This window comes from Streptomyces sp. NPDC097981, assembly GCF_040302565.1.
In the GTDB taxonomy this organism is placed as follows: domain Bacteria; phylum Actinomycetota; class Actinomycetes; order Streptomycetales; family Streptomycetaceae; genus Streptomyces.
This window is the reverse complement of sequence record NZ_JBEORW010000009.1, coordinates 119,690-145,644: the sequence shown is the minus strand read 5'-3', so window position 1 is coordinate 145,644 and position 25,955 is coordinate 119,690. Positions and strand designations below refer to the sequence as shown.

The 25,955-nt window shown below is 73.6% G+C and carries 20 protein-coding genes; 12 read left to right on the top strand and 8 right to left on the bottom strand.

Translation table 11 applies throughout. From position 1 onward, the window contains the following. Positions 1-17 precede the first annotated feature (17 nt). Positions 18-542, bottom strand: a complete 525-nt coding sequence (locus tag ABTY04_RS11645; protein WP_352213168.1) for a DUF1203 domain-containing protein — start codon at positions 540-542, stop codon at positions 18-20. A 140-nt stretch (positions 543-682) separates the two neighbouring features. On the opposite strand from ABTY04_RS11645, the gene pepN reads away from it, so the two are divergent. Continuing rightward, complete coding sequence (gene pepN, locus ABTY04_RS11640) at positions 683-3,268, top strand: aminopeptidase N (RefSeq protein WP_352213167.1); 2,586 nt, start codon at positions 683-685, stop codon at positions 3,266-3,268. A gap of 149 nt (positions 3,269-3,417) precedes the next feature. Here pepN and ABTY04_RS11635 read toward each other — a convergent pair whose 3' ends face one another. From ABTY04_RS11635 to ABTY04_RS11620, 4 genes are all read right to left on the bottom strand, one after another. Further along, the gene (locus ABTY04_RS11635; protein WP_352213166.1) at positions 3,418-4,317 is read right to left on the bottom strand and encodes a LysR family transcriptional regulator; all 900 of its coding nucleotides are present in this window, start codon (positions 4,315-4,317) and stop codon (positions 3,418-3,420) included. A 10-nt stretch (positions 4,318-4,327) separates the two neighbouring features. Next, on the bottom strand, positions 4,328-5,290 hold the full coding sequence (locus ABTY04_RS11630; protein ID WP_352213239.1) for a DMT family transporter: 963 nt from the start codon (positions 5,288-5,290) through the stop codon (positions 4,328-4,330). A 78-nt stretch (positions 5,291-5,368) separates the two neighbouring features. Then, positions 5,369-6,304, bottom strand: a complete 936-nt coding sequence (locus ABTY04_RS11625) for an EamA family transporter (protein WP_352213165.1) — start codon at positions 6,302-6,304, stop codon at positions 5,369-5,371. An 80-nt stretch (positions 6,305-6,384) separates the two neighbouring features. Next, positions 6,385-7,677, bottom strand: a complete 1,293-nt coding sequence (locus ABTY04_RS11620) for an MFS transporter (protein ID WP_352213164.1) — start codon at positions 7,675-7,677, stop codon at positions 6,385-6,387. A gap of 105 nt (positions 7,678-7,782) precedes the next feature. On the opposite strand from ABTY04_RS11620, the gene ABTY04_RS11615 reads away from it, so the two are divergent. Further along, positions 7,783-8,277, top strand: a complete 495-nt coding sequence (locus tag ABTY04_RS11615) for a MarR family winged helix-turn-helix transcriptional regulator (RefSeq protein ID WP_352213163.1) — start codon at positions 7,783-7,785, stop codon at positions 8,275-8,277. Positions 8,278-8,430: 153 nt separating this feature from the next. Here ABTY04_RS11615 and ABTY04_RS11610 read toward each other — a convergent pair whose 3' ends face one another. Continuing rightward, positions 8,431-8,670, bottom strand: a complete 240-nt coding sequence (locus ABTY04_RS11610) for a hypothetical protein (RefSeq protein ID WP_352213162.1) — start codon at positions 8,668-8,670, stop codon at positions 8,431-8,433. 20 nt (positions 8,671-8,690) lie between these two features. Beyond that, complete coding sequence (locus ABTY04_RS11605) at positions 8,691-10,700, bottom strand: 4-alpha-glucanotransferase (RefSeq protein ID WP_352213161.1); 2,010 nt, start codon at positions 10,698-10,700, stop codon at positions 8,691-8,693. 460 nt (positions 10,701-11,160) lie between these two features. Here ABTY04_RS11605 and ABTY04_RS11600 point away from each other — a divergent pair, with 460 nt between their 5' ends. Beyond that, positions 11,161-14,211, top strand: a complete 3,051-nt coding sequence (locus tag ABTY04_RS11600) for a beta-N-acetylglucosaminidase domain-containing protein (protein WP_352213160.1) — start codon at positions 11,161-11,163, stop codon at positions 14,209-14,211. A gap of 55 nt (positions 14,212-14,266) precedes the next feature. Here the strand turns inward: ABTY04_RS11600 and ABTY04_RS11595 are convergent, their stop codons facing one another. Beyond that, on the bottom strand, positions 14,267-14,803 hold the full coding sequence (locus tag ABTY04_RS11595; protein WP_133898022.1) for an HNH endonuclease: 537 nt from the start codon (positions 14,801-14,803) through the stop codon (positions 14,267-14,269). A gap of 260 nt (positions 14,804-15,063) precedes the next feature. Here ABTY04_RS11595 and ABTY04_RS11590 point away from each other — a divergent pair, with 260 nt between their 5' ends. The 9 genes from ABTY04_RS11590 to ABTY04_RS11550 all read left to right on the top strand — a co-directional run bounded on the left by ABTY04_RS11590 (position 15,064) and on the right by ABTY04_RS11550 (position 25,952). Next, entirely contained in the window at positions 15,064-16,155 is a 1,092-nt protein-coding gene (locus tag ABTY04_RS11590) for a mechanosensitive ion channel family protein (RefSeq protein ID WP_352213159.1), read from the top strand. 183 nt (positions 16,156-16,338) lie between these two features. Further along, a complete protein-coding gene (locus ABTY04_RS11585; protein WP_352213158.1) occupies positions 16,339-17,580 on the top strand; it encodes an ROK family transcriptional regulator in 1,242 nt (413 codons plus the stop codon). 164 nt (positions 17,581-17,744) lie between these two features. Beyond that, positions 17,745-19,079 carry an ABC transporter substrate-binding protein gene (locus ABTY04_RS11580; protein ID WP_352213157.1) on the top strand — a complete coding sequence of 445 codons (1,335 nt, stop codon included), beginning with the start codon at positions 17,745-17,747 and terminating at the stop codon, positions 19,077-19,079. A 6-nt stretch (positions 19,080-19,085) separates the two neighbouring features. Continuing rightward, complete coding sequence (locus tag ABTY04_RS11575; protein WP_352213156.1) at positions 19,086-20,054, top strand: carbohydrate ABC transporter permease; 969 nt, start codon at positions 19,086-19,088, stop codon at positions 20,052-20,054. Position 20,055: 1 nt separating this feature from the next. Continuing rightward, positions 20,056-20,991: a carbohydrate ABC transporter permease gene (locus ABTY04_RS11570; RefSeq protein ID WP_352213155.1), complete on the top strand. Its 936-nt coding sequence runs from the start codon at positions 20,056-20,058 to the stop codon at positions 20,989-20,991. A 5-nt stretch (positions 20,992-20,996) separates the two neighbouring features. Further along, positions 20,997-22,268 (top strand): 6-phospho-beta-glucosidase, encoded by a 1,272-nt coding sequence (locus ABTY04_RS11565; protein WP_352213154.1) that lies wholly within the window; start codon positions 20,997-20,999, stop codon positions 22,266-22,268. Continuing rightward, positions 22,259-23,269 carry an N-acetylglucosamine kinase gene (locus ABTY04_RS11560; protein WP_352213153.1) on the top strand — a complete coding sequence of 337 codons (1,011 nt, stop codon included), beginning with the start codon at positions 22,259-22,261 and terminating at the stop codon, positions 23,267-23,269. Before ABTY04_RS11565 ends, ABTY04_RS11560 begins: the two co-directional genes overlap by 10 nt. A gap of 179 nt (positions 23,270-23,448) precedes the next feature. Beyond that, positions 23,449-24,846: a GlnX family signal transduction membrane protein gene (locus tag ABTY04_RS11555; RefSeq protein ID WP_502996612.1), complete on the top strand. Its 1,398-nt coding sequence runs from the start codon at positions 23,449-23,451 to the stop codon at positions 24,844-24,846. 113 nt (positions 24,847-24,959) lie between these two features. Next, positions 24,960-25,952, top strand: a complete 993-nt coding sequence (locus ABTY04_RS11550; RefSeq protein ID WP_502996617.1) for a glutamate ABC transporter substrate-binding protein — start codon at positions 24,960-24,962, stop codon at positions 25,950-25,952. The last annotated feature ends 3 nt before the right edge of the window (positions 25,953-25,955 follow it).

The window sequence follows — 25,955 nt, the reverse complement described above, 5'->3', positions numbered from 1 at the left end:
TTCCGCGTCTGCGCTGCTCAGCGCGGTCTGCGGGCCTCGAAGAGGAAGCAGCCGAACTCGGTGGCGCGCACGTGCACCAGGGCGGCTTCCGGGTCGGCGAAAGCCTCCGCCAAGGCCTCCTCCAGCGCCGCGTCCGGCTCCTCGCCGAGGGAGAGGGCGCGGCCGCCGAGGATGCGCCCCCGGTCGTCGTAGCGGCGGACCGTACGCAGGGCCCCGGGGTGGGCGAAGGGGTGGCCGGGGACCCCGGCCGGGCCGCCGCAGCCCGCGGCGTGGATGAACACCGGGCCCTGCTCGTCGTACGCGCCCGGGTCGGCGCCGGTCTCGGCCGCCCAGCGGCGCAGCGGTGCGTAGGAGACGAGTGCGATCCGCTCCCCGGGACGGCTGCGGCGCAGGCAGCACCGCAGCGGGGCGCCGCCCTCGGGGTCCTCGTAGGGCAGGCAGGGCCGGCCGGCGTCGTCACGGACGCGCAGGGCGGCGAGGGTGGCGGGGGCGACGGGGCGTACGGCGCGGAGCGCCGGTCGGGGCGCCGGATGCGTGGTCATGCCGTCCAGGGTGCGCGCCCGGACCTGGCGAAGCTGGCGGAAAACGGACGTCGTGTTTCGCCTGTGGATTACTCCACGCGCCTGGTCGGCCCCACGTGGAAGGATGGCGGGGCAACGTCACCATCAAAGGAGATGACCGCGTGCCTGGCACGAATCTCACCCGTGAAGAGGCTCAGCAGCGGGCGAAGCTGCTCACCGTCGACTCGTACGAGGTCGAACTCGATCTCAGCGGTGCGCAGGAGGGCGGCACGTACCCGTCCGTGACCACCGTGCGGTTCCGGTCGGCCGAGGCCGGCGCCGAGACCTTCATCGACCTGGTCGCCCCGGCGGTGCACGAGGTCGTCCTCAACGGCACGTCCCTGGACACGGCCGAGGTCTTCCGGGACTCACGCATTGCGCTGGGGAACCTGGCGGCCGGGGCCAACGAGCTGAAGGTCGTCGCGGACTGCGCGTACACCAACACGGGCGAGGGCCTGCACCGCTTCGTGGACCCGGTGGACCAGCAGGCCTACCTGTACACCCAGTTCGAGGTGCCGGACGCGCGGCGGGTGTTCGCCAGCTTCGAGCAGCCCGACCTGAAGGCGACGTTCCAGTTCACCGTGACGGCCCCCGAGGGCTGGACGGTCGTCTCGAACTCTCCGACGCCGGAGGCGGCGGACGTCAAGGACAACGTCTGGCGCTTCGAGCCGACGCCGCGCATCTCCACGTACATCACGGCGCTGATCGTCGGCCCGTACCACGCGGTGCACAGCTCGTACGAGGGCCCGAACGGCCAGTCGGTGCCGCTCGGCATCTACTGCCGGCCGTCGCTCGCCGAGTTCCTGGACGCGGACGCGATCTTCGACGTGACGCGGCAGGGCTTCGACTGGTTCCAGGAGAAGTTCGCGTACGACTACCCGTTCGCCAAGTACGACCAGCTCTTCGTCCCCGAGTTCAACGCGGGTGCGATGGAGAACGCGGGCGCGGTCACCATCCGCGACCAGTACGTCTTCCGCTCGAAGGTGACGGACGCGGCCTACGAGGTGCGCGCCGAGACCATCCTGCACGAGCTCGCTCACATGTGGTTCGGCGACCTCGTCACCATGGAGTGGTGGAACGACCTGTGGCTGAACGAGTCGTTCGCCACGTACACCTCGATCGCGTGCCAGGCCTACGCGGAGGGCTCGAAGTGGCCGCACGCGTGGACCACCTTCGCCAACTCCATGAAGACCTGGGCGTACCGGCAGGACCAGCTGCCGTCCACGCACCCGATCATGGCGGAGATCCGTGACCTGGACGACGTCCTGGTCAACTTCGACGGCATCACGTACGCCAAGGGCGCCTCGGTGCTCAAGCAGCTCGTCGCCTACGTCGGCATGGACGCCTTCTTCAAGGGCGTGCAGGCGTACTTCAAGGCGCACGCGTTCGGGAACACGCGCCTGTCGGACCTGCTCGGCGCCCTGGAGGAGACCTCGGGCCGCGACCTGGCCGCCTGGTCGAAGGCATGGCTGGAGACGGCCGGCATCAACATCCTGCGCCCCGCGATCGAGACGGACGCGGACGGGAACATCACCGCGTTCGCGGTCCGCCAGGAGGCCCCGGCGCTGCCCGCGGGCGCGCAGGGCGAGCCGACGCTGCGCCCGCACCGGATCGCGATCGGCCTGTACGACCTGGACGGCGGCAAGCTCGTCCGCACGGACCGGATCGAGCTGGACGTCGACGGCGAGCTGACGGAGGTGCCGGAGCTGGTGGGCCGGGCCCGCCCGGCGGTCGTGCTGCTGAACGACGACGACCTGTCGTACGCCAAGGTCCGCCTGGACGAGGTCTCCCTCGCCAACGTCACCGCGCACCTCGGCGACTTCACCGAGTCGCTGCCGCGGGCGCTGTGCTGGGCCTCGGCGTGGGACATGACCCGCGACGGCGAGCTGGCCACGCGCGACTACCTCGCCCTCGTCCTGTCGGGCATCGGCCGGGAGTCGGACATCGGCGTCGTCCAGTCGCTGCACCGGCAGGTGAAGCTGGCCGTCGACCTGTACGCCGACCCGGCGTGGCGGGAGCAGGGCCTGGCGACCTGGACCGAAGCCACGCTGTCGCACCTGCGCGACGCCGAGCCGGGCAGCGACCACCAGCTGGCGTGGGCCCGCGCGTTCGCGGCCACGGCCCGCACCGAGGGGCAGCTGACCTACCTGTCCGCGCTGCTGGACGGTGCGGCGGAGATCGAGGGCCTCGTCGTCGACACCGAACTGCGGTGGGCGTTCCTGGAGCGCCTCGTCGCCACCGGTGTCCTGGACGAGCCGGCCATCGCGGCGGAGCTGGAACGCGACCGTACGGCGGCGGGCGAGCGCCACGCGGCCACGGCGCGGGCGGCGCGTCCGACGGCCGGGGCCAAGGCCGAGGCGTGGGCCTCGGTGGTGGAGTCCGCGGACCTGCCCAACGCGGTACAGGAGGCGGTGATCGGCGGCTTCGTCCAGACCGACCAGCGCGAGCTGCTGGCCCCGTACACCGAGAAGTACTTCGCGGTGGTCAAGGGGATCTGGGAGAACCGGAGCCACGAGATCGCCCAGCAGATCGCGGTGGGCCTCTACCCGGCGCTCCAGGTCTCCCCGCAGACCCTGGCCGCGACGGACGCCTGGCTGGCCTCGGCGGAGCCGAACGCGGCCCTGCGGCGCCTGGTCTCGGAGTCCCGGTCGGGCGTGGAACGCGCCCTGAAGGCCCAGGCCGCGGACGCGGCGGCCGCCTCCGCCTGACGCCCCTCCCCTGGCGGAGCCCGGCCGACGCCGGGCCCGCCGGGGATCGGGCCGACCGGCCCCGCAGGCGTTCGAGGCGCCGGCAACGGCGCCGCACCCCTGCACGGACCCGGGCGGCGCGGGGCCGGGCCTGCTCCGGTGGGCGGCGGTCAGCGGGCGGCGGCGACCTCGCGGAGGGCCGTCAGGGCATGGGCCACCGCCGGCGCGGATTCCGAGCCGCTGCGCGTGGCCGCGATGACGTGCCGGGTGGGGCGGTCGTGGGTCAGCACCCGCACCGTCACCCCCGAGGCCCGGCTCGACACCATGCGCGGAACCAGCGCCACGCCCATCCCGGCCTCGACCATCGCCAGGATCGCCGTCCACCCGGCCGCCGCGTGCGCCTGCTCCGGCACGAACCCGGCCGCCTCGCACGCCGTGCGCGCGATCTCCTGCCACGGCCCGCTGCCCCCGTAGATCCACGGATCGCCGGACAGGTCCGCCAGCCGCAGCTCCTCCACCTCCGCCAGCGGATGCCCCGGCGGCAGCGCCACGTCGAGCGGGTCCTCCAGCAGCGTCATCCGGGTGAACCGCGGGTCCCGGGCGGTCGGGGCGTGGGCCGCGAGCGAGAGGGCCAGGTCGACCGCCCCGGCCGACAGCAGCTCGTACGACTCGGCCGCCTCGGTCTCCCGTACCCGCACCTCCACCCCCGGGTGGCTCCGCCGCAGCGCCGCCACCGCCGGGACCACCAGCACCGGCACGGCCGTGGAGAAGGCCCCGATCCGGACCTCCCCCGCATCCCCGGCCAGGTACCCGGCCAGCTCGGCGTCCGCCCGCTCCAGCTGCGCGAACACCGCCTCGGCGTGCCGCAGTACGAGGTGCGCGGCGTCCGTGAGCCGGACCCGGCGCCCGTGCGCCTCCAGCAGCGGCACCCCCAACTGCCGTGCGAGATTGGTCAGCTGCTGCGAAACGGCCGAGGGCGTCATGTGCAGCGCCTCGGCCGTCGCGGTCACGGTCCCCCGGTCGGCCAGGGTCCGCAGGATCCGCAGCTTCTTGATGTCCCACTCGGTCATGGGAGCGAACCTACCGCCGGGCCCTTGGGGAGTGACGCCGCGAGCGCGGCCCGACCGACGCGGCGCTCCCCAGGCTCACGCCGCCCAGGATCAGCGCCATGCAGAGCAGCTGCGCCGGGCCCGTCCGCTCGCCCAGCAGCAGGAGGCCGAGGCCGGCGACGCACACCGGCTGGAGGTAGTAGACGACTCCCGCCCGGGCCGCGCCGATGAGCGAGACGGCCTTGTTCCAGGCGAAGAAGGCGACCGCGGAGGACATCACGCCGACGTAGAGCAGCATGCCCCCGGTGCCGGCGGTGACCTCGAAGCCGCCCTGGACGGTGACGGACACGGCGTACGCGGGGGCCAGCATCAGCGCGCCGAGCACGAACGTGGTGATCAGGAAGGACGGTCCGCCGAGCTCGGCGGGCCTGCGCCTCAGCAGCGCGCTGTACGTGGCGAACGACAGGGCGGCGGCGAACATCCACAGGTCGCCGGCGCCGAAGTCGAAGGCGAGCGAGCCGTCCCCGACGAGCAGCAGCACCCCGAAAGCGGCGAGGAGCAGCCCGCAGGTGCGCCGGGCTCCGAGCCGTTCGCCGCCGAGGCGGGCGTACAGCGCCATGACGACCGGCGAGGCAGCCATGATCATGCCCATGTTGGAGGCGGAGGTGGTCAGTCCGGCCTGGTGCACGAGCGTGTTGTACAGGGCGACGCCGAACAGCGAGGCGAGGGCGATGAAGCCGAGGTTCTTGCGGATCAGCTCCCGCTGCTGCCAGGCCTGCCGGGCCGCGAACGGGGCGACGGCGAGGGTGGCGATGATCCAGCGCCAGAACACGGCCTGGACGGGCGGGACGGCGTCGGCCATCCCCCGGGTCGCGACGAAGCTGCCGGACCAGACGACCGTGGCGACCAGGGCGAGGAGGACGCCGAGCCCCGCGGGCCCCCTCTTCACCCCTATGGCGGGCTTGTGCTGCGCAACGGTACGGACCCGGTCCATGACGGCCACGGTGTGTCTCCCCCTCGGGTGCTGGTGTGACGGGCGGCTTGTCCGCCTGTCCGCCTTCCGGCGCGAGATCTACCGTCGCACCGGACCATCCGTCAGGTCCATCGAAATGTTTCGATCGGTCTCTTCAGTAGAACTGAACGGTTCTGCAGGGGTCCGAGCGGCGAACAGCTGGCCCGCGACGGTGGCCCCGAAGGCGATCGCCATGCCCACCAGCTGTACGGGCGACAGCGCCTGTCCGAGGGCCGCCCAGCCGATGACGGCCGCGGTGAGCGGGGACAGCGGGCCGAGCAGGGTGACCGAGGTGGCGGTGAGCCGGCCGATGCCGCGGAACCAGAGCCAGTACGCGATACCGGTGTTGATCAGCATCATGTAGCCGTAGCCCAGGAAGGCCTTGCCGTCGAGTGCGGGAGGCGCCCCCTCGACGAGGACCGCGACGGGGATGATGACCAGCCCGCCCGCGGTGAGCTGCCAGCCGGTCACGGCCAGCGGGCCGACCCCCTCCGGGCGCCCCCAGCGCTTGGTCATGACCGTGCCCGCGGCCATGGAGGCGGAGGAGACGACACCGGCGACGATGCCGACGAGGTCCAGCCGGGCCGCCGAGGTCAGGACGACCATGCTCACGCCGAACGCCCCCACGACGGCGGCCAGGACGGTCCGCAGCCGTGCCCGCTCCCCCAGGACCAGGGCGGCGAGTCCGACGACGAACAGCGGGCCGGCCGAGCCGAGTACGGCCGCCACGCCGCCGGGCAGCCGGTACGCGGAGAGGAACAGCAGCGGGAAGAAGGCGCCGATGTTGAGCGTGCCGAGGACCGCGGACTTCCACCACCACGCGCCGCTCGGCAGTCTGCGGGCCAGGGCCGTGAGCAGCAGTCCGGCGGGCAGGGCCCGCATCACCCCGGTGAACAGGGGCCGGTCGGGCGGGAGCAGTTCGGTGGCGACGGCGTAGGTCGAGCCCCAGGAAATCGGGGCGAGGGCGGTCAGGGCGACGGTGGTGAAACGCTTCATGGCAGGTGACTCCTCGGGCAGGTGAGGAACTCCGACGGACAGGGTGAGAGGAAGGGCGGCCCGGGCGGCCGGGGCCGGGGTCAGACGGCCGGGGCCGGGCTCCGGCCCGGTGCCCGCTCCCCCCGGGCGGCCACCGCGGTCGGCGGCTGCGCGTACACGGCCTCGGCGGGCAGCCGCCGCTCCAGCCGGACCAGCGCCAGGGCGGCGCCGGCCGCGGCGGCGGCGAGGACGGCCCAGGGCAGCCGGCCGTCGACGGAGAGCAGGACGGTGAAGAAGGAGGGGGCGAGCGCGGTGGCCAGCGAGTAGGACAGCTGATAAGCGGCCAGGTAGCGGCCGCGCGCGGCTTCGGGGGCGGCGGACACCGACAGGGCCCCGCCGGACGGGCTGTGCACCAGCTCGCCGAGCGTGTAGACGACGACGATGGCCAGCAGGGCGACCAGGGTCGCGGTCTGCCCGGGGCGCAGGGTGCCGAGCGCGATCTGTCCGACGAAGGCGGCGGCGAAGAGCAGTGCACCGAGGGCGGCCGAGCGGGTGCGGCGGGCTCCGGAGCGCCGGACCCGGCCCGCGACGAGCACGCCGATCCCGGCGCACAGGACGGTGTTGACGGTGAACGCGGCTCCGGTGAGGGAGTCGGGTCCGTGCAGCCAGGTGGCGATGTACAGCGGGAAGAGCACGGACAGGGCGGCGTAGCCCAATGCGGTGAGGAAGTTGGCGGCGGTCAGTGCCAGGAAGGGCCGGTCGCGCAGGACCGTCCGGTATCCGGCGGGCTGCCGCCCGGCGGGGGCCGGCTGCGCGTCGCGCACCGGGCGGACCCGGCCTGCGAGCAGTCCGGCGAGCGCGAAGGCCAGCGCATTGCCCCAGGCGGTGTACGTGAAGCCGGCGGTCCCCCACATCGCCAGCACCCCGGAGACGATCAGGGCGCCGGCGCCCATCCCGGCGTTCTGCAGGGCCCGGAGCGAGGCCTGGAGCCGGTCCCGGGCGGCGCCGCGCGCCACCTCCCCGATCAGGGACTGCTGGACTACGGGGAAGGACCGGTCGGCGAGGGCGGTGACGAGCGCGACGGCGGCGAAGGCCGGCAGCGAGCCGGCGAACGGGTAGAGCGCGAAGCCGAGTGCCCGTATCGCGTAGAGGGCCAGGATGACCCGCTTGGCACCCAACCGGTCGACGGCCGAACCGGCGAGCGGCATGAACGCCAGCCCGGCCAGGCCGGTGGCGGTCATCACCATGCCGACAAGGGGAAAGGAGAGGCCGGTGACGTGGTGGAAGAAGACGAGCGAGAACGGGATGTACATGCCGATCCCGATCGCGCTGACACCGGCGCCGACGAGCAGTGACCGCTCCCCCGCCACCCTTGTTTCCCTGACCGTGGCCATCGTTCCTCCCCCTAAGTCGCTTGATGGAAAGTAGCTTACTCCTAAGCTACTTTCCATCAAGCAACTTTCTTGCGAACGATCTGTGGAAGGCCGGATACTGCGCTCATGACCGAGGCCAACAAGGACGCCGTCGACGCGATCGTCAACCAGTGGCACGTGGTGCGACCGGACCTGGAAACCGCCCCCATGGCCGTCTTCGGCCGCATCTACCGGATCGCCCGGGCCATGGGCGACGCGATGGACCGGGCCTACGCCCGGTACGGGATCTCACGCGGGGAGTTCGACGTCGTCGCCACGCTGCGCCGCTCAGGGGCCCCGTACACCCTCTCGCCGCGCCAGCTGTCGGCCACGCTCATGCTCACGACGGGCGGCATGACGGGGCGTCTGGACAAGCTGGAGAAGGCCGGCCTGCTCTCCCGCAAGCCCGACCCGCACGACCGGCGCGGACTGCAGGTGACGATCACCGACCGCGGGCTCGCCCTCATCGACGAGGCCGTCGCCGCCGGCCTGGAGGTGCAGCGCGCCGCGCTCACCGGGCTGAGCGACGAGGAGGTCGCCGCCCTGGACGGCCTGCTCCGCAAGCTGCTGGCCGGGGTCTAGCGGAAGTCCGGCGGACGTCCGCCGGCGCCCAACCGGCGTCCGCCGGGCGCCCGGAACGCACAACGGGCGCCGGGGGTCCGCACCGAAGCCGAAAGGACATCGGCCTGCGGACCCCCGGCGCCCGGAAGTCTTGTGGGGACTGACCCCTGCGGGTCAGCCCTGGGTCGGCTGCTTGCGCGACTTGTCCAGAACGATCACGAGACCCGTGATGATCAGGAACAGTGCGATCGGCGTGAAAACGTACAGGCCGAGGGTCTGGGCAATGCTCAGGCCCGGACCCGGGTCGTCGCCGTCGTCGCGGCTCAGCGCGAGCGCGGGAGACGTCATCAGCAGCATCATCAGCGTCGATCCGGCCGTGACGGCGCCGGCGCGCAGAGCGTTCTTCTTGTCCACGGTGCAAACGTAGCGAACACCTAAACGCGTCGCGCGCCCGGGGGTGCCATACGGGCACGCACCCCCTCCCGCACCGCGCTCAGCAGGGCGTTCGCCCGGGGCGAGGCGGCCAGCGCCTCCAGGGTCAGCGGCCGTCCCGCCGGGTCCGCGACCGGCAGCCGCCAATTCGGGTACTGGTCCCAGGTACCGGGCAGGTTCTGCGGCCTCCGGTCCCCCACCGCGTCCGGGAGCCAGACGCCGACCAGCCGGGCCGGGGTGCGCAGCAGGAAGCCGTACAGGGCCCGTACGGCGGCCTCCTCGCCCTTGGTGTCCAGGCCGAGCCCCTCCAGTACGTCCAGCCACTGGGCGGTGTCCGCGGCGTCCTGAGCCCGCTCCTGCTCCACCGCTTGGGTCAGCAGGCCGAGCCGGTCGCGCAGTTCCACATGCCCGCCGGCCAGCTTGGCGGCCGTGGGCGGGAGGTCGTGGGTGGTGGCGGTGGCCAGGCAGTCGGCCCGCCAGTCCTCGGGGGCGAGCGGCTGTCCGTCGCCCGACCAGTCCCGTTCGAACCACAGCACGGACGTGCCGAGCACGCCGCGCCGGGCCAGTGCCCGGCGGACCCGCGGCTCCACCGTCCCGAGGTCCTCGCCGATGACCGGGGCCCCGGCCCGGTGGGCCTCCAGCACCAGGATCGCGAGCATCGCCTCGCCGTCGTACGAGACGTACGCGCCCTCGGCGGGCGGGGCGCCCTCCGGGATCCACCAGAGCCGGAACAGGCCCATGACGTGGTCGATGCGCAGCGCGCCGGCGTAGCGGAACACCCCGCGCAGCAGGGACCGGAACGGCGCGTACCCGGTGGCCGCGAGCCGGTCGGGCCGCCACGGCGGCAGTCCCCAGTCCTGGCCGCGCGCGTTGAAGGCGTCGGGCGGGGCGCCGACGCAGACGCCCTTCGCGTAGAGGGGCGGGCCGAAGGTGTCCGAGCCCTTGGGGTGCACCCCGACGGCCAGGTCGTGCACGATGCCGACCGCCATCCCCGCCTCCCGGGCGGCCTGCTGGGCCGCCGCGAGCTGGGTGTCCGTCAGCCAGACCAGCCACCGGTGGAATTCGGCCCCGCCTCTCGGATCGTCGCCGGCGTGCCCGGCGCACCACGCGGCGTGCCGGTCCAGCGCCTCGCCCTGCCCGGCACAGAACTCCCGGTAGGCAGCCTCCCGTTCAGGTGCGCGCGGGACCGCGTAGAGCAGTTCCAGGGCAGTGCGCTTGAGGGCCCAGACGGCGTCCCGGTCGATCAGCGCCCCCTTCTCCAGGACCTCGCGGCGCAGCTCCCCGCCCCGGGCGGCGAGTTCGGCGAGGGCTTCCCGCTCGTGGCAGTCGGCGTACTCGGGGACGTCCTCGATCCGCAGGTGCACCGGGTCGGGGAAGCGGCGCGAGGAGGGCCGGTACGGGGAGGGGTCGGTCGGGGTCCCGGGGACGGCCGCGTGCAGCGGGTTGACCTGGATGAACCCGGCGCCGTGGGTGCGGCCGGCCCAGCGGGCGAGCGCGGCCAGGTCGCCGAGGTCACCCATGCCCCAGGAGTGCTCGGAGAGCAGGGAGTACAGCTGGACGAGCAGCCCGTGGGCCCGCTCTGGCGCAGCCGGGGCCCGCTCCGGGGCCACGATCAGGGTCGCGGCGCCGGTGCGGCCGTCGGGGGTCTCCGCGTGGATCCGGTGCACCCCGAGCGGCGGCACCCCGCCCGGCTCCCAGACCCCGGCCTCGTCCCCGTCCCCGACGTCGTCCCCCTCCAGCCGGGTCCGCGTCCCGGGCGGCAGCGCGGCCAGCGCGGCGGGCGGCTCCGACCCGGCCCACCACACCAGCACGGGCGGCAACAGCCGGTGCGCCGCTTCGCGTTCCGCTTCGGCCAGGTTCCCCCGTACGGCCTGCGGGGTGTCGCAGTCCACGCCCAGCTCCCGCAGCACCGCGACGACGGTTGCCTCCGGGACCCGGACGGTGACGTCCTCGGCGGGCTGGTAGGTGGTGGCGACGCCGTGCAGGGCCGCGAGCCGGGCGAGGTCGTCCATGTGAGTACCTGTGTCCCTGTGTCTGGCCGCCCGCGGCGGCGGCCGCGGCGGGTGTGGTCGGTTCGCTCGTCAGCGCGCCCTCGTCGGTGAGCGGGGGCCCGCCGGCCAGCGGCGCGTGCACGGAACCGGCGAGCGGGAGCTCGCTGGTGAGGGGTCCTTCGGCGGGCCCCGCCTGCGCGGGCAGGTGGGCGAGCAGCGGGGTGCGCCGCGGGACGGCGGAGGCGGGTCGGGTGCCGGGTGCGGCGTTCACGGCGGCTGCTCCTTTGTCCGTACGAGGTGTGAGGGTGGGTCAGGGGCCGTGGAGCACCGCCGGGAACAACGCAGCCATACCCCGTGGGCGGCGTCGCATTCCTGGCGTATCCAGGTCAGAACACCCACTCGCATTGACACTCCGGGCGCACGGGTGGTGGGCTCGGGGGCATTCGTACAAGCGGGAGACAACTCGGGACGGGGAGGCTCCGTGCAGCTCAGGGGCAGGAAGCGGACGACGGCCGCGGCCGTGGCGGTCATCGGGACGCTGCTGGGCGGCGGGGTGTTCGCCGGGCCGCCGGCCGCCCTCGCGGCGCCGGGCGCCCCGGCCGTCCCGGGACCGGACCCCTCTGCCGGGCCTGCTGCCGGACCGGGTTCCGATCCCGCCGCGGGGCAGGCCGCCGCGCCGGGCACCGGGCCCGTGCTCGACCCGGGCTCCGACACGCCTCGAACGGCTGCCGAGGGGCCGGCCGTGTGGCCGCGGCCGCAGTCGATGACCGCCGACAAGGCGCGCGAGGTCCCGCTGGGCGCCGAGGCCGTGCTGGTGGCGGCGCCGGACGCCGATCCGTACGCGGTCGGGCTGGTCCGCACCGCCCTGCGCGAGGCGGGCGTACGGACCCTGCACGAACCGGCTCCCGGGGCGCCGCTGCCCGAACGGGGCACCGTCGTACGGCTCCAGGGCGCCGACGCGCAGGAGGCCCTGCACGCGCTGGGCGCGGCCGGGGCCGGGGCGGCGGGCGCCGACCTGCCGAACGGGGGCTACCGGCTGGCCGTCGGCAAGGCCGCGGGCCGGGACACGGTCGCGCTGGCCGGCGTGGGCGAGGACGGGCTGTTCCATGCGGCGCAGACGCTGCGCCAGCTGCTGGCCGCGGGCGGCCCGGGCGCCGGCAAGGTGCCCGGGGTGGTGGTGCGGGACTGGCCGACCGCGCCCGTGCGCGGGACCACCGAGGGGTTCTACGGGCAGCCGTGGACCCAGGAGCAGCGGCTCGCACAGCTGGACTTCATGGGCCGGACCAAGCAGAACCGGCTGCTGATCGCGCCCGGCGACGACCCGTACCGTACGACCGGCTGGCGCGAGGACTACCCGGCGCAGCAGCAGGCGGAGTTCCGGGCCCTGGCCGAGCGGGCCCGCGCCAACCGGGTGGTGCTGGCCTGGGCAGTGGCCCCCGGGCAGTCGATGTGCCTGGCCTCGGCGGCCGACCGGGCGGCGCTGGCGCGCAAGCTGGACGCGATGTGGGACCTGGGCTTCCGGGCGTTCCAGGTGCAGTTCCAGGACGTCAGCTACACCGAGTGGGGCTGCCGGGCGGACCGGGTGCGGTACGGGACGGGCCCGGCGGCGGCCGCGAAGGCGCACGCGGAGGTCGCCGGCGAGCTGGCGGCGCACCTCGCCGCCCGGCATCCGGGCGCGGCGCCGCTGTCGCTGATGCCGACGGAGTACCACCAGAAGGGCGCGACCGCGTACCGGACCGCGCTGGCGAGCCGGCTCGACGGGCGGGTGGAGGTCGCCTGGACGGGCGTGGGCGTGGTCCCGCGCACGATCACCGGCAAGGAGCTCCTCGGGGCGCGCGGCGCCTTCGGGGAGCACCCCCTCGTCACCATGGACAACTACCCGGTCAACGACTGGGACCCGGGCCGGGTCTTCCTCGGCCCGTACACGGGCCGGGAGCCGGCGGTGGCGAGCGGTTCGGCGGCGCTGCTGGCCAATGCGATGCCGCAGGCCACCCTGTCGCGGATCCCGCTGTTCACGGCGGCCGACTTCGCGTGGAACCCGAACGGCTACCGGCCGGGCGAGTCCTGGGCGGCGGCGGTCTCCGACCTGGCTGGGCCGGACCCCGCGGCCCGCCGGTCCCTGGCCGGGCTGGCCGGGAACACGGCGTCCTCGGGCCTGGGCCAGCAGGAGTCGGCGTACCTGCGCCCGCTGGTGGACGAGTTCTGGCGCAGCCGCGGCTCGGGCGACCAGGCGGCCGGCGACCGGCTGCGGGCCGCGTTCACGGCCCTGCGGGAAGCGCCCGCGCGGCTGCCCGCGCTGTCGGCCGAGGCCGGGCCCTGGCTGGCGCGGCTGTCGGCGTACGGAACGGCGGGCGAGCTCGCGGTGGATCTCCTGCGGGCCCAGTCCCGCGGGGACGGGACGGCGGCGTGGAAGGCCTCGCAGGAGCTGGCTGCGGCCCGCAAGGCGCTGGCGGAGCCGGGCGGCGCCCGGGTGGACAAGGCCGTACTGGACCCGTTCCTCGCGAAGGCGGTGGCGGAAGCGGACGCCTGGACGGGAGCGGCCCGGCAGACGGGCACGGTGTCCCGGGAGGCGGACTCGTACACGGTCAGGCTGGACACCGTGCGGCCGGTGTCGGTGGTGACCGTGATGACGGACCCGCTGCCGCCGGGGGTCCGGGGCGCGGCGGTGGAGGCGCACGTGCCGGGCGAGGGCTGGCGCAAGGTCGCGGAGGCCGCGGCGTCGGGCTGGACTCAGGCGGACGTCGGCGGCCTGGCCGCGGACGCGGTGCGGCTCTCGTGGGCGGGGCAGGCTCCGGCGGTGCACCAGGTGGTGCCGTGGCTGGCGGACGGGCCGGAGGCCGGGTTCGAGCTGGCGCAGACCCTGGACGTGGAGATCGGCGGGGCCGCGCAGGTGGTGCAGGCCCAGCTGTCGGGGCTGCGCCCCGGTGGGGTTCGGGGCCCGCTGACGGCGGCGGCGCCGCCGGGTGTGCAGGTCGGGCTCCCGGCGCAGGCCACGGCTCCGCGGGGTACGCAGGTCTCGGTCCCGGTGTCGGTGACGGTGCCGTCGGGCACCCCGGCGGGCAGCTACGCGGTGCCGGTCACGTTCGCGGGGCAGACCCGGACACTGACCGTCCGGGCGGTACTGCGTACGGGCGGGCCGGATCTGTTCCGCTCGGCGCGGGCCTCGTCCTCGGGGGACGAGACCCCGGCGTTCCCGGCCTCGGCGGCGGTGGACGGCTCCCCGACCACGCGCTGGTCGTCCCGGCCGGTGGACGGCGCATGGTGGCAGGCGGAGCTCCCGGCCGCGGCCCGGATCGGCAAGCTGGTGCTGCACTGGCAGGAGGCGTATCCGTCGGCGTACCGGGTGGAGACCTCCCAGGACGGCACGACGTGGTACCCGGCGGGGGCGGTCCCGGCGTCGCGGGGCGGCCTGGAAACCGTCCGGCTGGACGCGTCGGCCCCGGCCCGCTTCGTCCGCGTCATCTGCGACAAGCGCGCCACCCGCTTCGGCTGCAGCCTCTTCTCGGCAGAGGCCTACGCGGTCGCCCCGTAGCCCCTGCGCCCCGCGCCCCGGGCGGGGGTGCGGGGCGCAGGGGCCAGGGGCGCGGTCAGGAGGCCGCCGCGCCGATGCGGTCCAGGGCGTCCTCCGCGCCGTACGGCTGGAGGTACGGCATCCAGCGCGGGTCCCGGTGCCCGGTCCCGATGATCCGCCAGGCCAGACCGGACGGCGGGGCCGGCTGGTGCCGCAGCCGCCAGCCCAGCTCCAGCAGATGGCGGTCCGCCTTGACGTGGTTGCACCGCCGGCATGCGGCCACCACGTTGTCCCACACGTGCTGCCCGCCCCGGCTGCGCGGGATCACGTGGTCGACGCTCGTGGCGACCCCGCCGCAGTACATGCAGCGGCCGCCGTCGCGGGCGAACAGCGCGCGGCGGGTGAGTGGAACGGGCCCCCGGTAGGGGACCCGCACGAAACGCTTGAGCCGGACCACGCTGGGCGCGGGGACGGCTCTTGTCGCGCTGTGCAGAAAGGCGCCCGATTCCTCCAGGGAGACGGCTTTGTTCTCCAGGACGAGGACGAGCGCGCGGCGGAGCGGTACGACGCCGAGTGGCTCGTACGACGCGTTGAGGACCAGGACGTGCGGCACGGACTGCCTCCTTGTACGCCGGCGGCGCGTGGCTCGCGCCGGGACGATCTGCTCTCCAGTCTCTCCTTACGGCTGGTCGAAGCGCCACCACGCGCCCGTAACGGGTCGGAGGTGTTTTCAACCACACCCGGTTCATCCCCAGGTGAACCGGATCTCTCCCTCGAACACGGCAACGGGCTAACCGGAATGCCCCGTTAGTGTGGACGGTCTGCGCCGCACACCGTTCCGCGGACAGATCGCTACACCTGGAGGTTCCCGTCGTGCCCTGGCCTGCTGCCCCGCTGCCCCTGGCAGCCGACACCCCGGACCCGGCCGCTTCGGTCAAAGAGGCCCACGAGAGCGTCACGAACGCCGCCAGTTTCATCGAGGAGAACTGGGCCGGATGGCTGTACCTGGGCCTGAAGATCCTGCTGATCCTGGTGATCGCGGCCGCTCTGCGCTCGCTGGTCCGCAAGTCGCTGACCAAACTCATAACGCGGATGAACCGGGGCGCCGAGGCCGTCGAGGGCCTGGCGATCGGCGGACTGCTCGTCAACGCGGAGCGCCGGCGCCAGCGATCGGAGGCGATCGGCTCGGTGCTGCGCTCGGTGGCCTCGTTCCTGATCCTCGGCACGGCCGGGCTGATGGTGCTCGGCGCCCTGGGCATCAACCTCGGCCCGCTGCTCGCGAGTGCCGGTGTGGCCGGTGTGGCGATCGGTTTCGGTGCGCGGAACCTGGTGACGGACTTCCTGTCCGGCGTGTTCATGATCCTTGAGGACCAGTACGGCGTCGGTGACAAGATCGACGCCGGGGTGGCCTCGGGCGAGGTCGTCGAGGTCGGCCTGCGCGTCACCAAGCTGCGCGGGGACAACGGCGAGATCTGGTACGTGCGCAACGGCGAGATCAAGCGGATCGGCAACCTCAGCCAGGGCTGGGCGACCGCGGGCGTGGCGGTCCAGGTCAAGTCGTCGGAGAGCCTCACCCGGGTCCGCGAGGTGGTCAAGCACGTCGCCGCCGGCATGGCCAAGGAGTCCCCGTGGGACGAGCGGCTGTGGGGCCCGGTGGAGGTGCTGGGCCTGGACGAGGTGCTGCTGGCCTCGATGACGGTGAAGGTCTCGGCGAAGACGATGCCGGGCCAGCAGTTCGCCGTGGAGCGCGAGCTGCGCTGGCGGATCAAGGAGGCCTTCGACGAGGCGGGCATCGGGATCATCGGCGGTCTGCCTGCCGCCGACGCCGACGAGGACGAGGCCCCGGCCGACCCGTCGGCCGCCGTGGCACCGCCGTCGGCGCTCGCGAACCCGGCATCGCCGCAGTCCCTGGCCACTGCTCCGATCCCGCCGCAGGCGGCCGGCACGCCCCGGATCACCAAGTAGCCCCTTCTCTCCCTCCTCTCTCTATATCTCTCCCGCACCACGCCGATGCCCCCGCAGGTTCATTTCTGCGGGGGCATCGGCATTGACACGGCTCAAACCACGATAGGAAACTTACCTAACAGTTCCTGACCGCGGCGTGCGCCGATGGCACCGCGGCGTGCGCCGATGACGGAGAGAGCGCTCATGACCGGCACCACCCCCGGAACCCCCAGCCTGCTGCGCGTCATGAACGACCGCGCGGCGCTGGACCTGCTGCTGGAGCACGGGCCCCTGTCCCGCACCCGGATCGGCCGGCTCACCGGGCTCTCCAAGCCCACCGCCTCCCAGCTGCTGGCCCGCCTGGAAGCCGCCGGGCTGGTCGTGGCCACCGGCACCGCCGCAGGCCGCCCCGGCCCCAACGCCCAGCTGTACTCGGTCAACCCGCGCGCCGCCCACGTCGCCGGACTGGACGTCACCCCGAGCGGCATCGTCGCGGCCGTCGCCGACCTCACCGGCGAGGTGATCGGCAGCCACGAGCTCCCGTACGCCGAGGGCACCGGCGCCGTCGACCGGGTCACGCGGGCCCTCGGCGAGGCCGTCAAGGACGCCGGGCTCCAGCGGTCCGACATCCACCGGGCCGTCATCGCCACCCCGGGGTCCTTCGACCCGCGCACCGGGGTGCTGCGCTACGCCGGGCACCTCCCCGGCTGGCACTCCCCCACCCTCCTGGAGGAGCTGGCGGCGGCGCTGCCGATGCCGGTCGAGTACGAGAACGACGTGAACCTGGCCGCGGTCGCCGAGCAGCGGCTCGGCGCGGCCCGCGGCCCCGGGGACTTCGTCCTGTTGTGGAACGAGGAGGGCCTCGGCGCCGCCCTGGTCCTCGGCGGCCGGCTGCACCGCGGCTGGACCGGCGGCGCGGGCGAGGTCGGGTTCCTGCCCGTGCCGGGCCACCCCCTGGTCCGGCAGGTCACCCGGGTCAACTCCGGCGGCTACCAAGGGCTGGCCGGCGCGCAGGTGGTGCCCGAGATGGCGGCCGCGCTGGGCATCGCGACGCCGCCCGGGGCTGCCGCGGGACCGGTGCCCGGCGGGCAGGAGGCCGGGGCGGGGGCGCTGGTCGCCGCGGCGGTCGCGCTGCTGGCGCAGGCCGCCGAGCACCCCGAGGGGGCGAACCTGCTGCTGCTCCGGCAGTACGCCACCGCCCTGGCCACCGGCCTCGCCTCGCTGGTCGCCGTACTGGACCCCGAGATCGTGGTCCTCTCCGGCGCGGTGACCGCCGCGGGCGGGGACGTGCTGCGCGAGCTCGTCGAGACCGAGCTCGCCGATCTCGCCCCCTCCCGGCCGCGCCTGGTGTCCGGCACCGTGCGCGAGCGGCCCGTTCTGCGCGGCGCACTGGAGAGCGCCCTCGCCGCCACCCGTGACGAGGTGTTCGACACCTCGCGCCGCTGACCGCCCCGCCTCCCGTACGACTGCCTCCCGCCTCCCGCCCGCTTGGCCCCTCACGCGCACCTCCGGCACCACGGACACTCCCGGCACCACCCGCGCCACCGAACTCGCAGCCGCACCCCCGGCACCCCTCCCGGAAGTTCCTCCCGCAGAGAGCGAGCACCGCCATGCCCAGAAGCCGCCGTCTGACTGCCGCAGCCACTGCCGTCGCCGCGATATCCGTCCTCGCCGGCGCGTGCACGGGCCAGAGCGGGAGCGCAGCCACCGACGATCCGGACAAGGAGGTCACGCTCAACTTCTGGCACGGCTGGTCGGCGCCGAGCGAGGCCAGGGCGATCGAGGAGAACATCGCCCGGTTCGAGAAGGCGCACCCGAACATCAAGGTCAAGGTCACGGGCAACATGACCGACGACAAGATCAACCAGGCGCTGCGCGCCGGCGGGGACAAGGCCCCCGACGTGGTCTCCTCCTTCACCACCGACAGCGTCGGCAAGTTCTGCAACTCCGGTGCCTTCGCCGACCTGAACCCCTTCCTGCAGAAGTCCGGGGTCGACAAGGCGAAGGTCTTCCCCAAGACCCTGCTGGAGTACACCCAGTTCAACGGCAACCAGTGCACGCTGCCGCTGCTGAACGACGCGTACGGCCTTGTCTACAACAAGGACGCGTTCAAGGCCGTCGGCATCACCGAACCGCCGAAGACCTGGAGCGAGTTCACCGAGGTCGCGCAGAAGCTGACCAAGCCGAACGGGGACTCGTACGACCAGCTCGGCGTCATGCCGACCTACCACGGCTACGAGACCACCCCCATGCGGCTGGCCGCCCAGTGGAGCCCGAAGTACTTCGACGCCGACGGCAAGTCCAACCTGGCCAGGGACCCGGCCTTCGCGAGCATGCTGACCGCGCAGAAGGACCTGGTGGCCAAGCTCGGCGGCTACGAGAAGCTGGAGAAGTTCCGCAGCACCTTCGGCGACGAGTGGAGCGCCGAACACCCCTTCCACAAGGGCCGGGTCTCCATGCAGATCGACGGCGAGTGGCGGGCCTCGATGGCCAAGGAGGCCGGGGTCGCGTTCGAGATCGGCACCGCGCCGCTGCCGGTGCCGGACGACCGGATCGCCGACTACGGCAAGGGCTACCTCTCCGGCACGATCATGGGCATCGCCTCCGGCAGCAGGAAGCAGAACGCCGCCTGGGAACTGGTGAAGTACATGACCACCGACACCGCGGCGGTCGTGGCGTTCGCCAACGCCATCCACAACGTGCCCTCCACCCTGGCGGCCCTGGAGTCCCCGGACCTCCAGGTCACCCCGGAGTTCAAGACCTTCCTCGACATCGCCCGGCACCCGAAGTCGAACACCACCCCGGCCCAGGCCGACGGCGGCACCTACCAGCTGACCTTCCAGGACCTCGCGTACCGGGTCGAGAAGGGCGACGTCCCCGACATCGCGGCCGGCCTCGCCAGGGCCGACCAGCAGATCGACACGGACATCGCGAAGGCGAAGTAGCCCCTGATGGCCGCCGCGACGCCCAGCACTCCCGCCCCCGCCCCCGCCCTGCGTGCGAAGCGCCGGCGGTCCGCCCTGCGGACCGCGGCCTTCATGTCGCCCTGGCTGATCGGGTTCGCCGTCTTCTTCGCGTACCCGCTCGTGTCCACCGTGTACTTCTCCTTCACGAAGTACGACGGCTTCCGCCCGCCCGTCTTCAACGGCCTGGACAACTGGACGTACGTCTTCACGGACTATCCGCTGTTCTGGCCGGCCATGCGCAACACCCTGTGGCTGGTCGTGGTGACCGTCGGCTGCCGGGTCGTCTTCGGCCTCGGCATCGGCCTGCTCATCACCAGGATCAAGACGGGGGCGGGGATCTTCCGGACCCTGTTCTACCTGCCCTACCTGGCCCCGCCGGTGGCCGCGACCCTGGCCTTCGTCTTCCTGCTCAACCCCGGCACCGGCCCGGTCGACACCCTGCTGGAGGCGGTCGGCCTGCCCGCCCCCGGCTGGTTCACCGACGCCGACTGGTCCAAGCCCGCGCTCACCGTCCTCGCACTGTGGGGGGTCGGGGACCTCATGGTCATCTTCATGGCCGCGCTGCTCGACGTACCGAAGGAGCAGTACGAGGCCGCCGAGCTGGACGGGGCCGGCGCCCGGCAGCGGTTCCGGCACATCACGCTGCCGAACATCTCGCCGATCATCCTGTTCGCGGTGGTCACCGGAGTCATCCAGGCCATGCAGTACTACACGCAGCCCCTGGTGGCGGGAAAGGTCTCGGCGGGCGTCATCGGCGGCTCGGGCCAGCAGTTCGAGCCCGGCTACCCCGGCAAGTCCACGCTGACCCTCCCCCAGATCGTCTACAACGTCGGCTTCCAGCGCTTCGACTACGGCGCCGCGTGCGTCGTCGCGCTGGTCCTCTTCGCCCTCTCCATGGCCTTCACCGCACTCCTGATGCGCCGCCGTGGCGGGCTGATCGGAGCAGGTGACTGAGATGGCCCAGCCGACCGGCACGACGACCAGGCACACCGGGCAGACCAGGAAGGCCGGGCCGGCCAGCCCGGCGGCGCCCCGCCAGGGCGGCGGCAGCGGTCGCGGCGCCCGCCGCAGGGCCGTACTGCACTGGGTCGCCGTGCACTCCCTGGGCGTCGCGGCCGCCCTGTTCTTCGTCCTCCCGTTCGTCTTCCTCTTCCTGACCTCCCTGATGAGCGACCAGCAGACCCTGACCCGCGACCTGGTGCCCGACACCTGGGAATGGGGCAACTACGTCAAGGTGTGGCACACCCCGGGCTTCCTGACCTGGTGGCGCAACACCCTGCTGTACGCAGGGCTGGGCACCCTGCTGACCGTGGTCTCCTCAGTGCCCGTCGCGTACGCACTCGCCAAGTTCCGCTTCCGCGGGCGGCGGCTGTCGCTGCTGCTGGTGATCGCCATGATGATGCTGCCGCCGCAGGTGGTGGTCATCCCGATGTACCTGTTCTGGGCCAAGCAGCTGGACCTGTCCGGCACGCTGTGGCCGCTGATCATCCCGATGGCGTTCGGCGACGCGTTCTCCGTCTTCCTGCTCCGCCAGTTCCTGCTGACCATCCCCGACGAGTACCTGGACGCGGCCAGGGTCGACGGCTGCGGCGAACTGCGCACCCTGCTGCGTGTCGTCGTGCCGATGTCCAGGCCCGGCATCGCGGCCGTGGCACTGTTCCAGTTCTTCAGCGCGTGGAACGACTACTTCGGCCCGCAGATCTACGCCTCGGACAACCCGGCCGCCTGGACTCTCAGTTACGGACTGGAGTCCTTCAAGGGAGCGCACCACACCAACTGGAACCTCACCATGGCCGCGACCGTGCTGGTCATGGCACCGGTGATCGTCCTCTTCTTCTTCGCCCAGAAGGCGTTCGTCGAGGGCGTCACCCTGACGGGAGTGAAAGGCTAGTGACCATGAAACTCGCAGTGGTGGGCGGCGGTTCCACCTACACCCCCGAGCTGATCGACGGATTCGCGCGGCTGCGCGACACCCTGCCGGTCGCCGAGCTGGTGCTGGTCGACCCCGCCACCGAGCGGCTGGAGCCGATCGGCGCGCTGGCCCGGCGGATCTTCGCCAAGCAGGGGCACCCGGCGCAGGTCACCACCACCGCCGATCTCGACGCGGGCGTCGAGGGCGCCGATGCGGTGCTCGTCCAGCTGCGCATCGGCGGGCAGGCGGCCCGGCTCCAGGACGAGACCTGGCCGCTGGAATGCGGCTGCGTCGGGCAGGAGACCACGGGCGCGGGCGGGCTCGCCAAGGCCCTGCGGACGGTGCCGGTGGTGCTGGACATCGCCGAACGGGTCCGGCGGGCCAACCCGGACGCCTGGATCATCGACTTCACCAACCCCGTCGGGATCGTCACCCGCGCCCTGCTCCGGGCCGGCCACAAGGCGGTCGGGCTGTGCAACGTCGCCATCGGCTTCCAGCGGAAGTTCGCGGCGCTGCTGGACCTGGCCCCGGCCGACGTCCACCTGGACCACGTGGGGCTCAACCACCTCAGCTGGGAGCTGGGGGTGCGCAAGGGCGGCCCGGACGGCGAGGACCTGCTGCCCCGGCTGCTCGCCGAACACGGCGCGGCCGTCGCCGAGGACCTGCGGCTGCCGCGCGCGGTGCTGGACCGCCTCGGCGTCGTGCCGTCGTACTACCTGCGGTACTTCTACGCGCACGACGCGGTGGTGCGCGAGCTGGGCGGGAAGCCCTCGCGGGCCGCCGAGGTCGCCGCGATGGAGCGGGAGCTGCTCGCCCTGTACGCCGATCCGGCGCTGGACGAGAAGCCGGAGCTGCTGGCCAAGCGGGGCGGGGCCTTCTACTCGGAGGCGGCCGTGGACCTGGCGGCGGCGCTGCTGGGCGACGGCGGCCCGGGCCCGTCCGTGCAGGTGGTCAACACGCTCAACCACGGCACCCTGCCCTTCCTCCCGGACGACGCGGTGATCGAGGTGCAGGCCCGGGTGGACCGGTCGGGCCCGGTACCGCTGGTGGCGGCGCGGCTGGACCCGCTGTACGCCGGACTGGTGGCGCAGGTCACGGCGTACGAGGACCTGGCGCTGGACGCGGCGGTACGGGGCGGCCGCGAGCGGGTCTTCAAAGCGCTGCTGGCGCACCCGCTGGTCGGCCAGTTCGACCTGGCCGAAGGGCTGACCGACCGGCTCCTCGCGCACAACAAGGAGCACCTGGCATGGGCGTGACCCGTCCCGCCCCGCCCGCCGTCCTCGCCATCGACGCGGGCAACAGCAAGACGGACGCGGCGCTGATCGCCGCGGACGGCACGGTCCTCGGCACCGGGCGCTCCGGCGGCTTCCAGCCGCCGCGGACCGGTGTCGGGGCGGCGGTGGACGTGCTGGGGCAGGCGGCCCGGGAGGCCGCCGAGGCGGCCGCGCTGCCCCTGCCGGGGCCCGGGGCCCCGTACGCCGACCGGGTCTCGGCGTGTCTGGCCAATGCCGACCTGCCGGTGGAGGAGCGGCAGCTCGCGGACGAGATCGGCGCCCGCGGCTGGGGCGCTGGCATCGAGGTGTACAACGACACCTTCGCGATCCTGCGGGCCGGACTGTCCGGGTCCGAGCGGCCGCGCGGGGTCGCGGTGGTGTGCGGGGCCGGCATCAACTGCGTGGGGATGCTGCCCGACGGCCGCACGGCCCGCTTCCCGGCGCTCGGGCAGATCTCCGGGGACTGGGGCGGCGGGAGCGGCCTGGCCGCGGAGGCCCTGTGGTGGGCGGCCCGTGCCGAGGACGGCCGCGGCGGGCCGACGGAGCTGGCGGTGGCCCTGCCGGGGCACTTCGGGCTCGGCTCGATGGCCGAGCTGATCGAGGCGCTGCACCTGGGGGCCCTGGCGCAGCGGCGGACCCACGAGCTGGTGCCGGTGCTGTTCGCGGTGGCCGCGGCGGGCGATCCGGTGGCCTCGGCGATCGTGGAACGGCAGGCGGACGAGGTGGTGGTGCTGGCGTCGGTGGCGCTGTCCCGGCTCGGCCTGCTGGACGAGGAGGCTCCGGTGCTGCTCGGCGGCGGGGTGCTCACGGCCGGTCATCCGCAGCTGAACGGACGGATCACGGCGGGGCTGGCGCTGCGGGCGCCGCATGCCCGGGTCTCGGTGGTCTCGGCCCCGCCGGTGCTCGGCGCGGGCCTCCTGGGGCTGGATGCGCTCGGGGCCCGGCCCGAGGCCCATGGAAAACTCCGTGCCCATTTCGGGTGAACCTGCGCGGCGGGACCCCGGGTCTGGAACCGTGGCGGCCGTGCAGACGTATTCACGGTGAAGGGGTGGGGCCGGCGCGCACAGGGGGGTGGATCGCCCGGGATCCGGCACCGGGTGCTGTGGCCGGCCGTCACTACGGCCATACTGCTGCGGAGCAGAGGACCGAGGGGGAGGTCACGGTGGCCATCACATCACGCGCGCACGCGCCCGGGAGCGGCGTCGCCGTGCCGTCCGCGGGTCCGCCGGAGGGGCCTCCCCGGCCGGGTACGGCCTGGGCCGAGGGCGTGGAGCGGCTGCGCGCGGCCGCGACGACCGAGCCCGGTCGGCTGCGGATCATCGGCGCGGTCCTGGCGGCCCTGGTGCTGCTCTTCGGCGCGGCGGCCGTGTGGGAGATCTCCGACCGGGTCGGCGCCGCGGACGACGTGGTGGGCCGCAGCCAGCCGCTGAGCGCGGACGCGGCGAGCCTCTACCGCTCGCTCGCGGACGCCGACACGGCCTCCTCCAGCGGGTTCCTGGCCGGCGGCGACGAGCCGCGCGAGGTACGCCAGCGGTACGAGAAGGACATCTCCAATGCCTCGAAACTGCTGGTGAGCGCGGCTGCCAACACAGGGGCGGACGAGGACTCCCGCAAGCAGATCGCCCTGCTCAGCGAGCAGCTGCCGCGCTACACGGGGCTGATCGAGCAGGCGCGGGCCACGAACAAGCAGGGTCTGCCGCTCGGCGGTGCCTATCTGCGGTACGCCAACGAGAAGATGAGCACCCAGCTGCTGCCCGCCGCGCAGCGGCTGTACGAGGCGGAGACGGGCCGGCTGTACACGGACTATGACGACGCCCGCTCGCTGCCGCTGGCCTCGCTCGGCACGGGCCTGCTCGCACTCGCCGCGCTGGCGTGGGCGCAGCGGCGCAACTACCTGCGGACGAACCGGGTCTTCAACCACGGTCTCGTGGCGGCGACGGCGGCCTCGCTGGTGGTGCTGCTGTGGCTGGCCGTGGGCCACACGGTCGCGCGGTCGGAGCTGGCCGAGGCCAGATCGGACGGGCAGGAGTCGCTGAAGGTGCTCAACGACGCGCGGATCGCCTCGCTCCAGGCGCGCGCGAGCGAGAACCTGACGCTGATCGCGCGGGGTGCCGTACTGGCCTCGGACAACAAGTCCGACAAGTACGACGTGGACTTCCGGGCCGAGATGAAGCAGTTGGACACGGGGCTGGCGACGGCGCTGAAGCTCGCCGACGACAGCAGCGGGCGGGAGCCGGTCGGCCGCGCCGCGGACGGCGTCAAGCAGTGGAAGCAGCGGCACGCGGCGGCCCGGGAGACCGACTTGCGCGGCGACTACCAGGCCGCTCTGCCCCAGGTCATCGGGGACAGCGACCACAAGGAAAGCAGCGGGGCCTCGTTCGACACGGTGGACGCGTCCCTGGAGCTGGCAGTGGCCCATGAGCAGAAGGAGTTCACCCGGGCGGCCCGGGACGGGCTCGGCGCGCTGGGCGGTTTGGTGACGGGTTCGGCGGCCCTGGCGGTCGTCGGCGCCGCGGCGGCGCTGCTCGGCATCGGGCGCCGGCTTTCGGAGTACAGGTGACAGCGATGCGGATACGCGTGAAGTCCCACGACGAGCGCCACGCCGAGGGCCACGACGGCAGGGCCGGCGCCTCCGGGGTGCCCGGCACCTCCGGCACCACCGGTCCGTCCGGGGTGCGCCGCCTGGCGGCGCGGCTGCGCGGCTGGGGCGGGGTGAGCGCGATGGCCGCCGCCTGCGCGGTGACGGCCGCGGCCGTGCTGCTGCCGCTGGCCCATGCGGCCCCGGAGACGGCCCATCCGGCCGTGGTCCGCGAACCCGCCTCGATGGCGGCCGCCCCGGCTCCCTGGGCGCTCACCGACACCTGCCAGGACCCGGAGGCCAGCCTGCGCCCGTCCGGCGGGGACGGCCCGGCCATCGACCGGATCCGCAAGGCGGGCAAACTCGTCGCGGGCGTGGACCAGAACAGCTTCAAGTGGGGCTACCGCAACCCGGTCGACGGCCGCCTCGACGGGTTCGACATCGCCCTGGTCAAGGCCATCGCGAAGGACATCCTGGGCGACGAGAACGCGGTCATCTACCGGGCCATCCCCACCAGCCAGCGCATACCCGCACTCCAGGACGGCCGCGTCGACGTCGTCGTGCGGACCATGACGATCAACTGCAAGCGGCTGGAGGACGTCGCGTTCTCGACGGCGTACTTCGAGGCCGGGCAGCAGGTCCTCGCCCCCAAGGGCTCGCCGATCACCGGGTACGACGCCTCGCTGAAGGGCCGCCGGATCTGCACCGCGGCCGGCTCCACGGCCGAGGCGGCGCTCAAGGCCCAGCCGTACGGCTCGGTGCCGGTCAGCGTGCCCAACCAGCTGGACTGCCTGGTCCGGCTCCAGCTGGGCGAGGTGGACGGCATCATCACGGACAACGCGCTCGCAGCCGGCCAGGCCGCGCAGGACCCGTCGGTACGACTCGTCGGCTCCCCGTTCACCAAGGAGTTCTACGGGGTGGCGATGAACAAGGACGCCTCCGACCTGGTGCGCCGGGTCAACAAGGTGCTGGAGGACTACCGCGCCGGCGGTGACAACAGCCCCTGGATGCACGCCTACGTGACGCACCTCAAGCCCGTGCTGCCCGGTGTGGCCGGACCGCCCGCGCCGAAGTACCGGGACGGCTGAGAC

What these genes read in the sequence shown, in the direction of transcription:
- ABTY04_RS11645 (WP_352213168.1), bottom strand. Translation starts at nt 542, where the DNA reads ATGACCACGCATCCGGCGCCCCGACCGGCGCTCCGCGCCGTACGCCCC.
- ABTY04_RS11635 (WP_352213166.1), bottom strand. Translation starts at nt 4,317, where the DNA reads ATGACCGAGTGGGACATCAAGAAGCTGCGGATCCTGCGGACCCTGGCC.
- ABTY04_RS11630 (WP_352213239.1), bottom strand. Translation starts at nt 5,290, where the DNA reads ATGGACCGGGTCCGTACCGTTGCGCAGCACAAGCCCGCCATAGGGGTG.
- ABTY04_RS11625 (WP_352213165.1), bottom strand. Translation starts at nt 6,304, where the DNA reads ATGAAGCGTTTCACCACCGTCGCCCTGACCGCCCTCGCCCCGATTTCC.
- ABTY04_RS11620 (WP_352213164.1), bottom strand. Translation starts at nt 7,677, where the DNA reads ATGGCCACGGTCAGGGAAACAAGGGTGGCGGGGGAGCGGTCACTGCTC.
- ABTY04_RS11615 (WP_352213163.1), top strand. Translation starts at nt 7,783, where the DNA reads ATGACCGAGGCCAACAAGGACGCCGTCGACGCGATCGTCAACCAGTGG.
- ABTY04_RS11605 (WP_352213161.1), bottom strand. Translation starts at nt 10,700, where the DNA reads ATGGACGACCTCGCCCGGCTCGCGGCCCTGCACGGCGTCGCCACCACC.
- ABTY04_RS11585 (WP_352213158.1), top strand. Translation starts at nt 16,339, where the DNA reads ATGACCGGCACCACCCCCGGAACCCCCAGCCTGCTGCGCGTCATGAAC.
- ABTY04_RS11580 (WP_352213157.1), top strand. Translation starts at nt 17,745, where the DNA reads ATGCCCAGAAGCCGCCGTCTGACTGCCGCAGCCACTGCCGTCGCCGCG.
- ABTY04_RS11575 (WP_352213156.1), top strand. Translation starts at nt 19,086, where the DNA reads ATGGCCGCCGCGACGCCCAGCACTCCCGCCCCCGCCCCCGCCCTGCGT.
- ABTY04_RS11570 (WP_352213155.1), top strand. Translation starts at nt 20,056, where the DNA reads ATGGCCCAGCCGACCGGCACGACGACCAGGCACACCGGGCAGACCAGG.
- ABTY04_RS11565 (WP_352213154.1), top strand. Translation starts at nt 20,997, where the DNA reads ATGAAACTCGCAGTGGTGGGCGGCGGTTCCACCTACACCCCCGAGCTG.
- ABTY04_RS11560 (WP_352213153.1), top strand. Translation starts at nt 22,259, where the DNA reads ATGGGCGTGACCCGTCCCGCCCCGCCCGCCGTCCTCGCCATCGACGCG.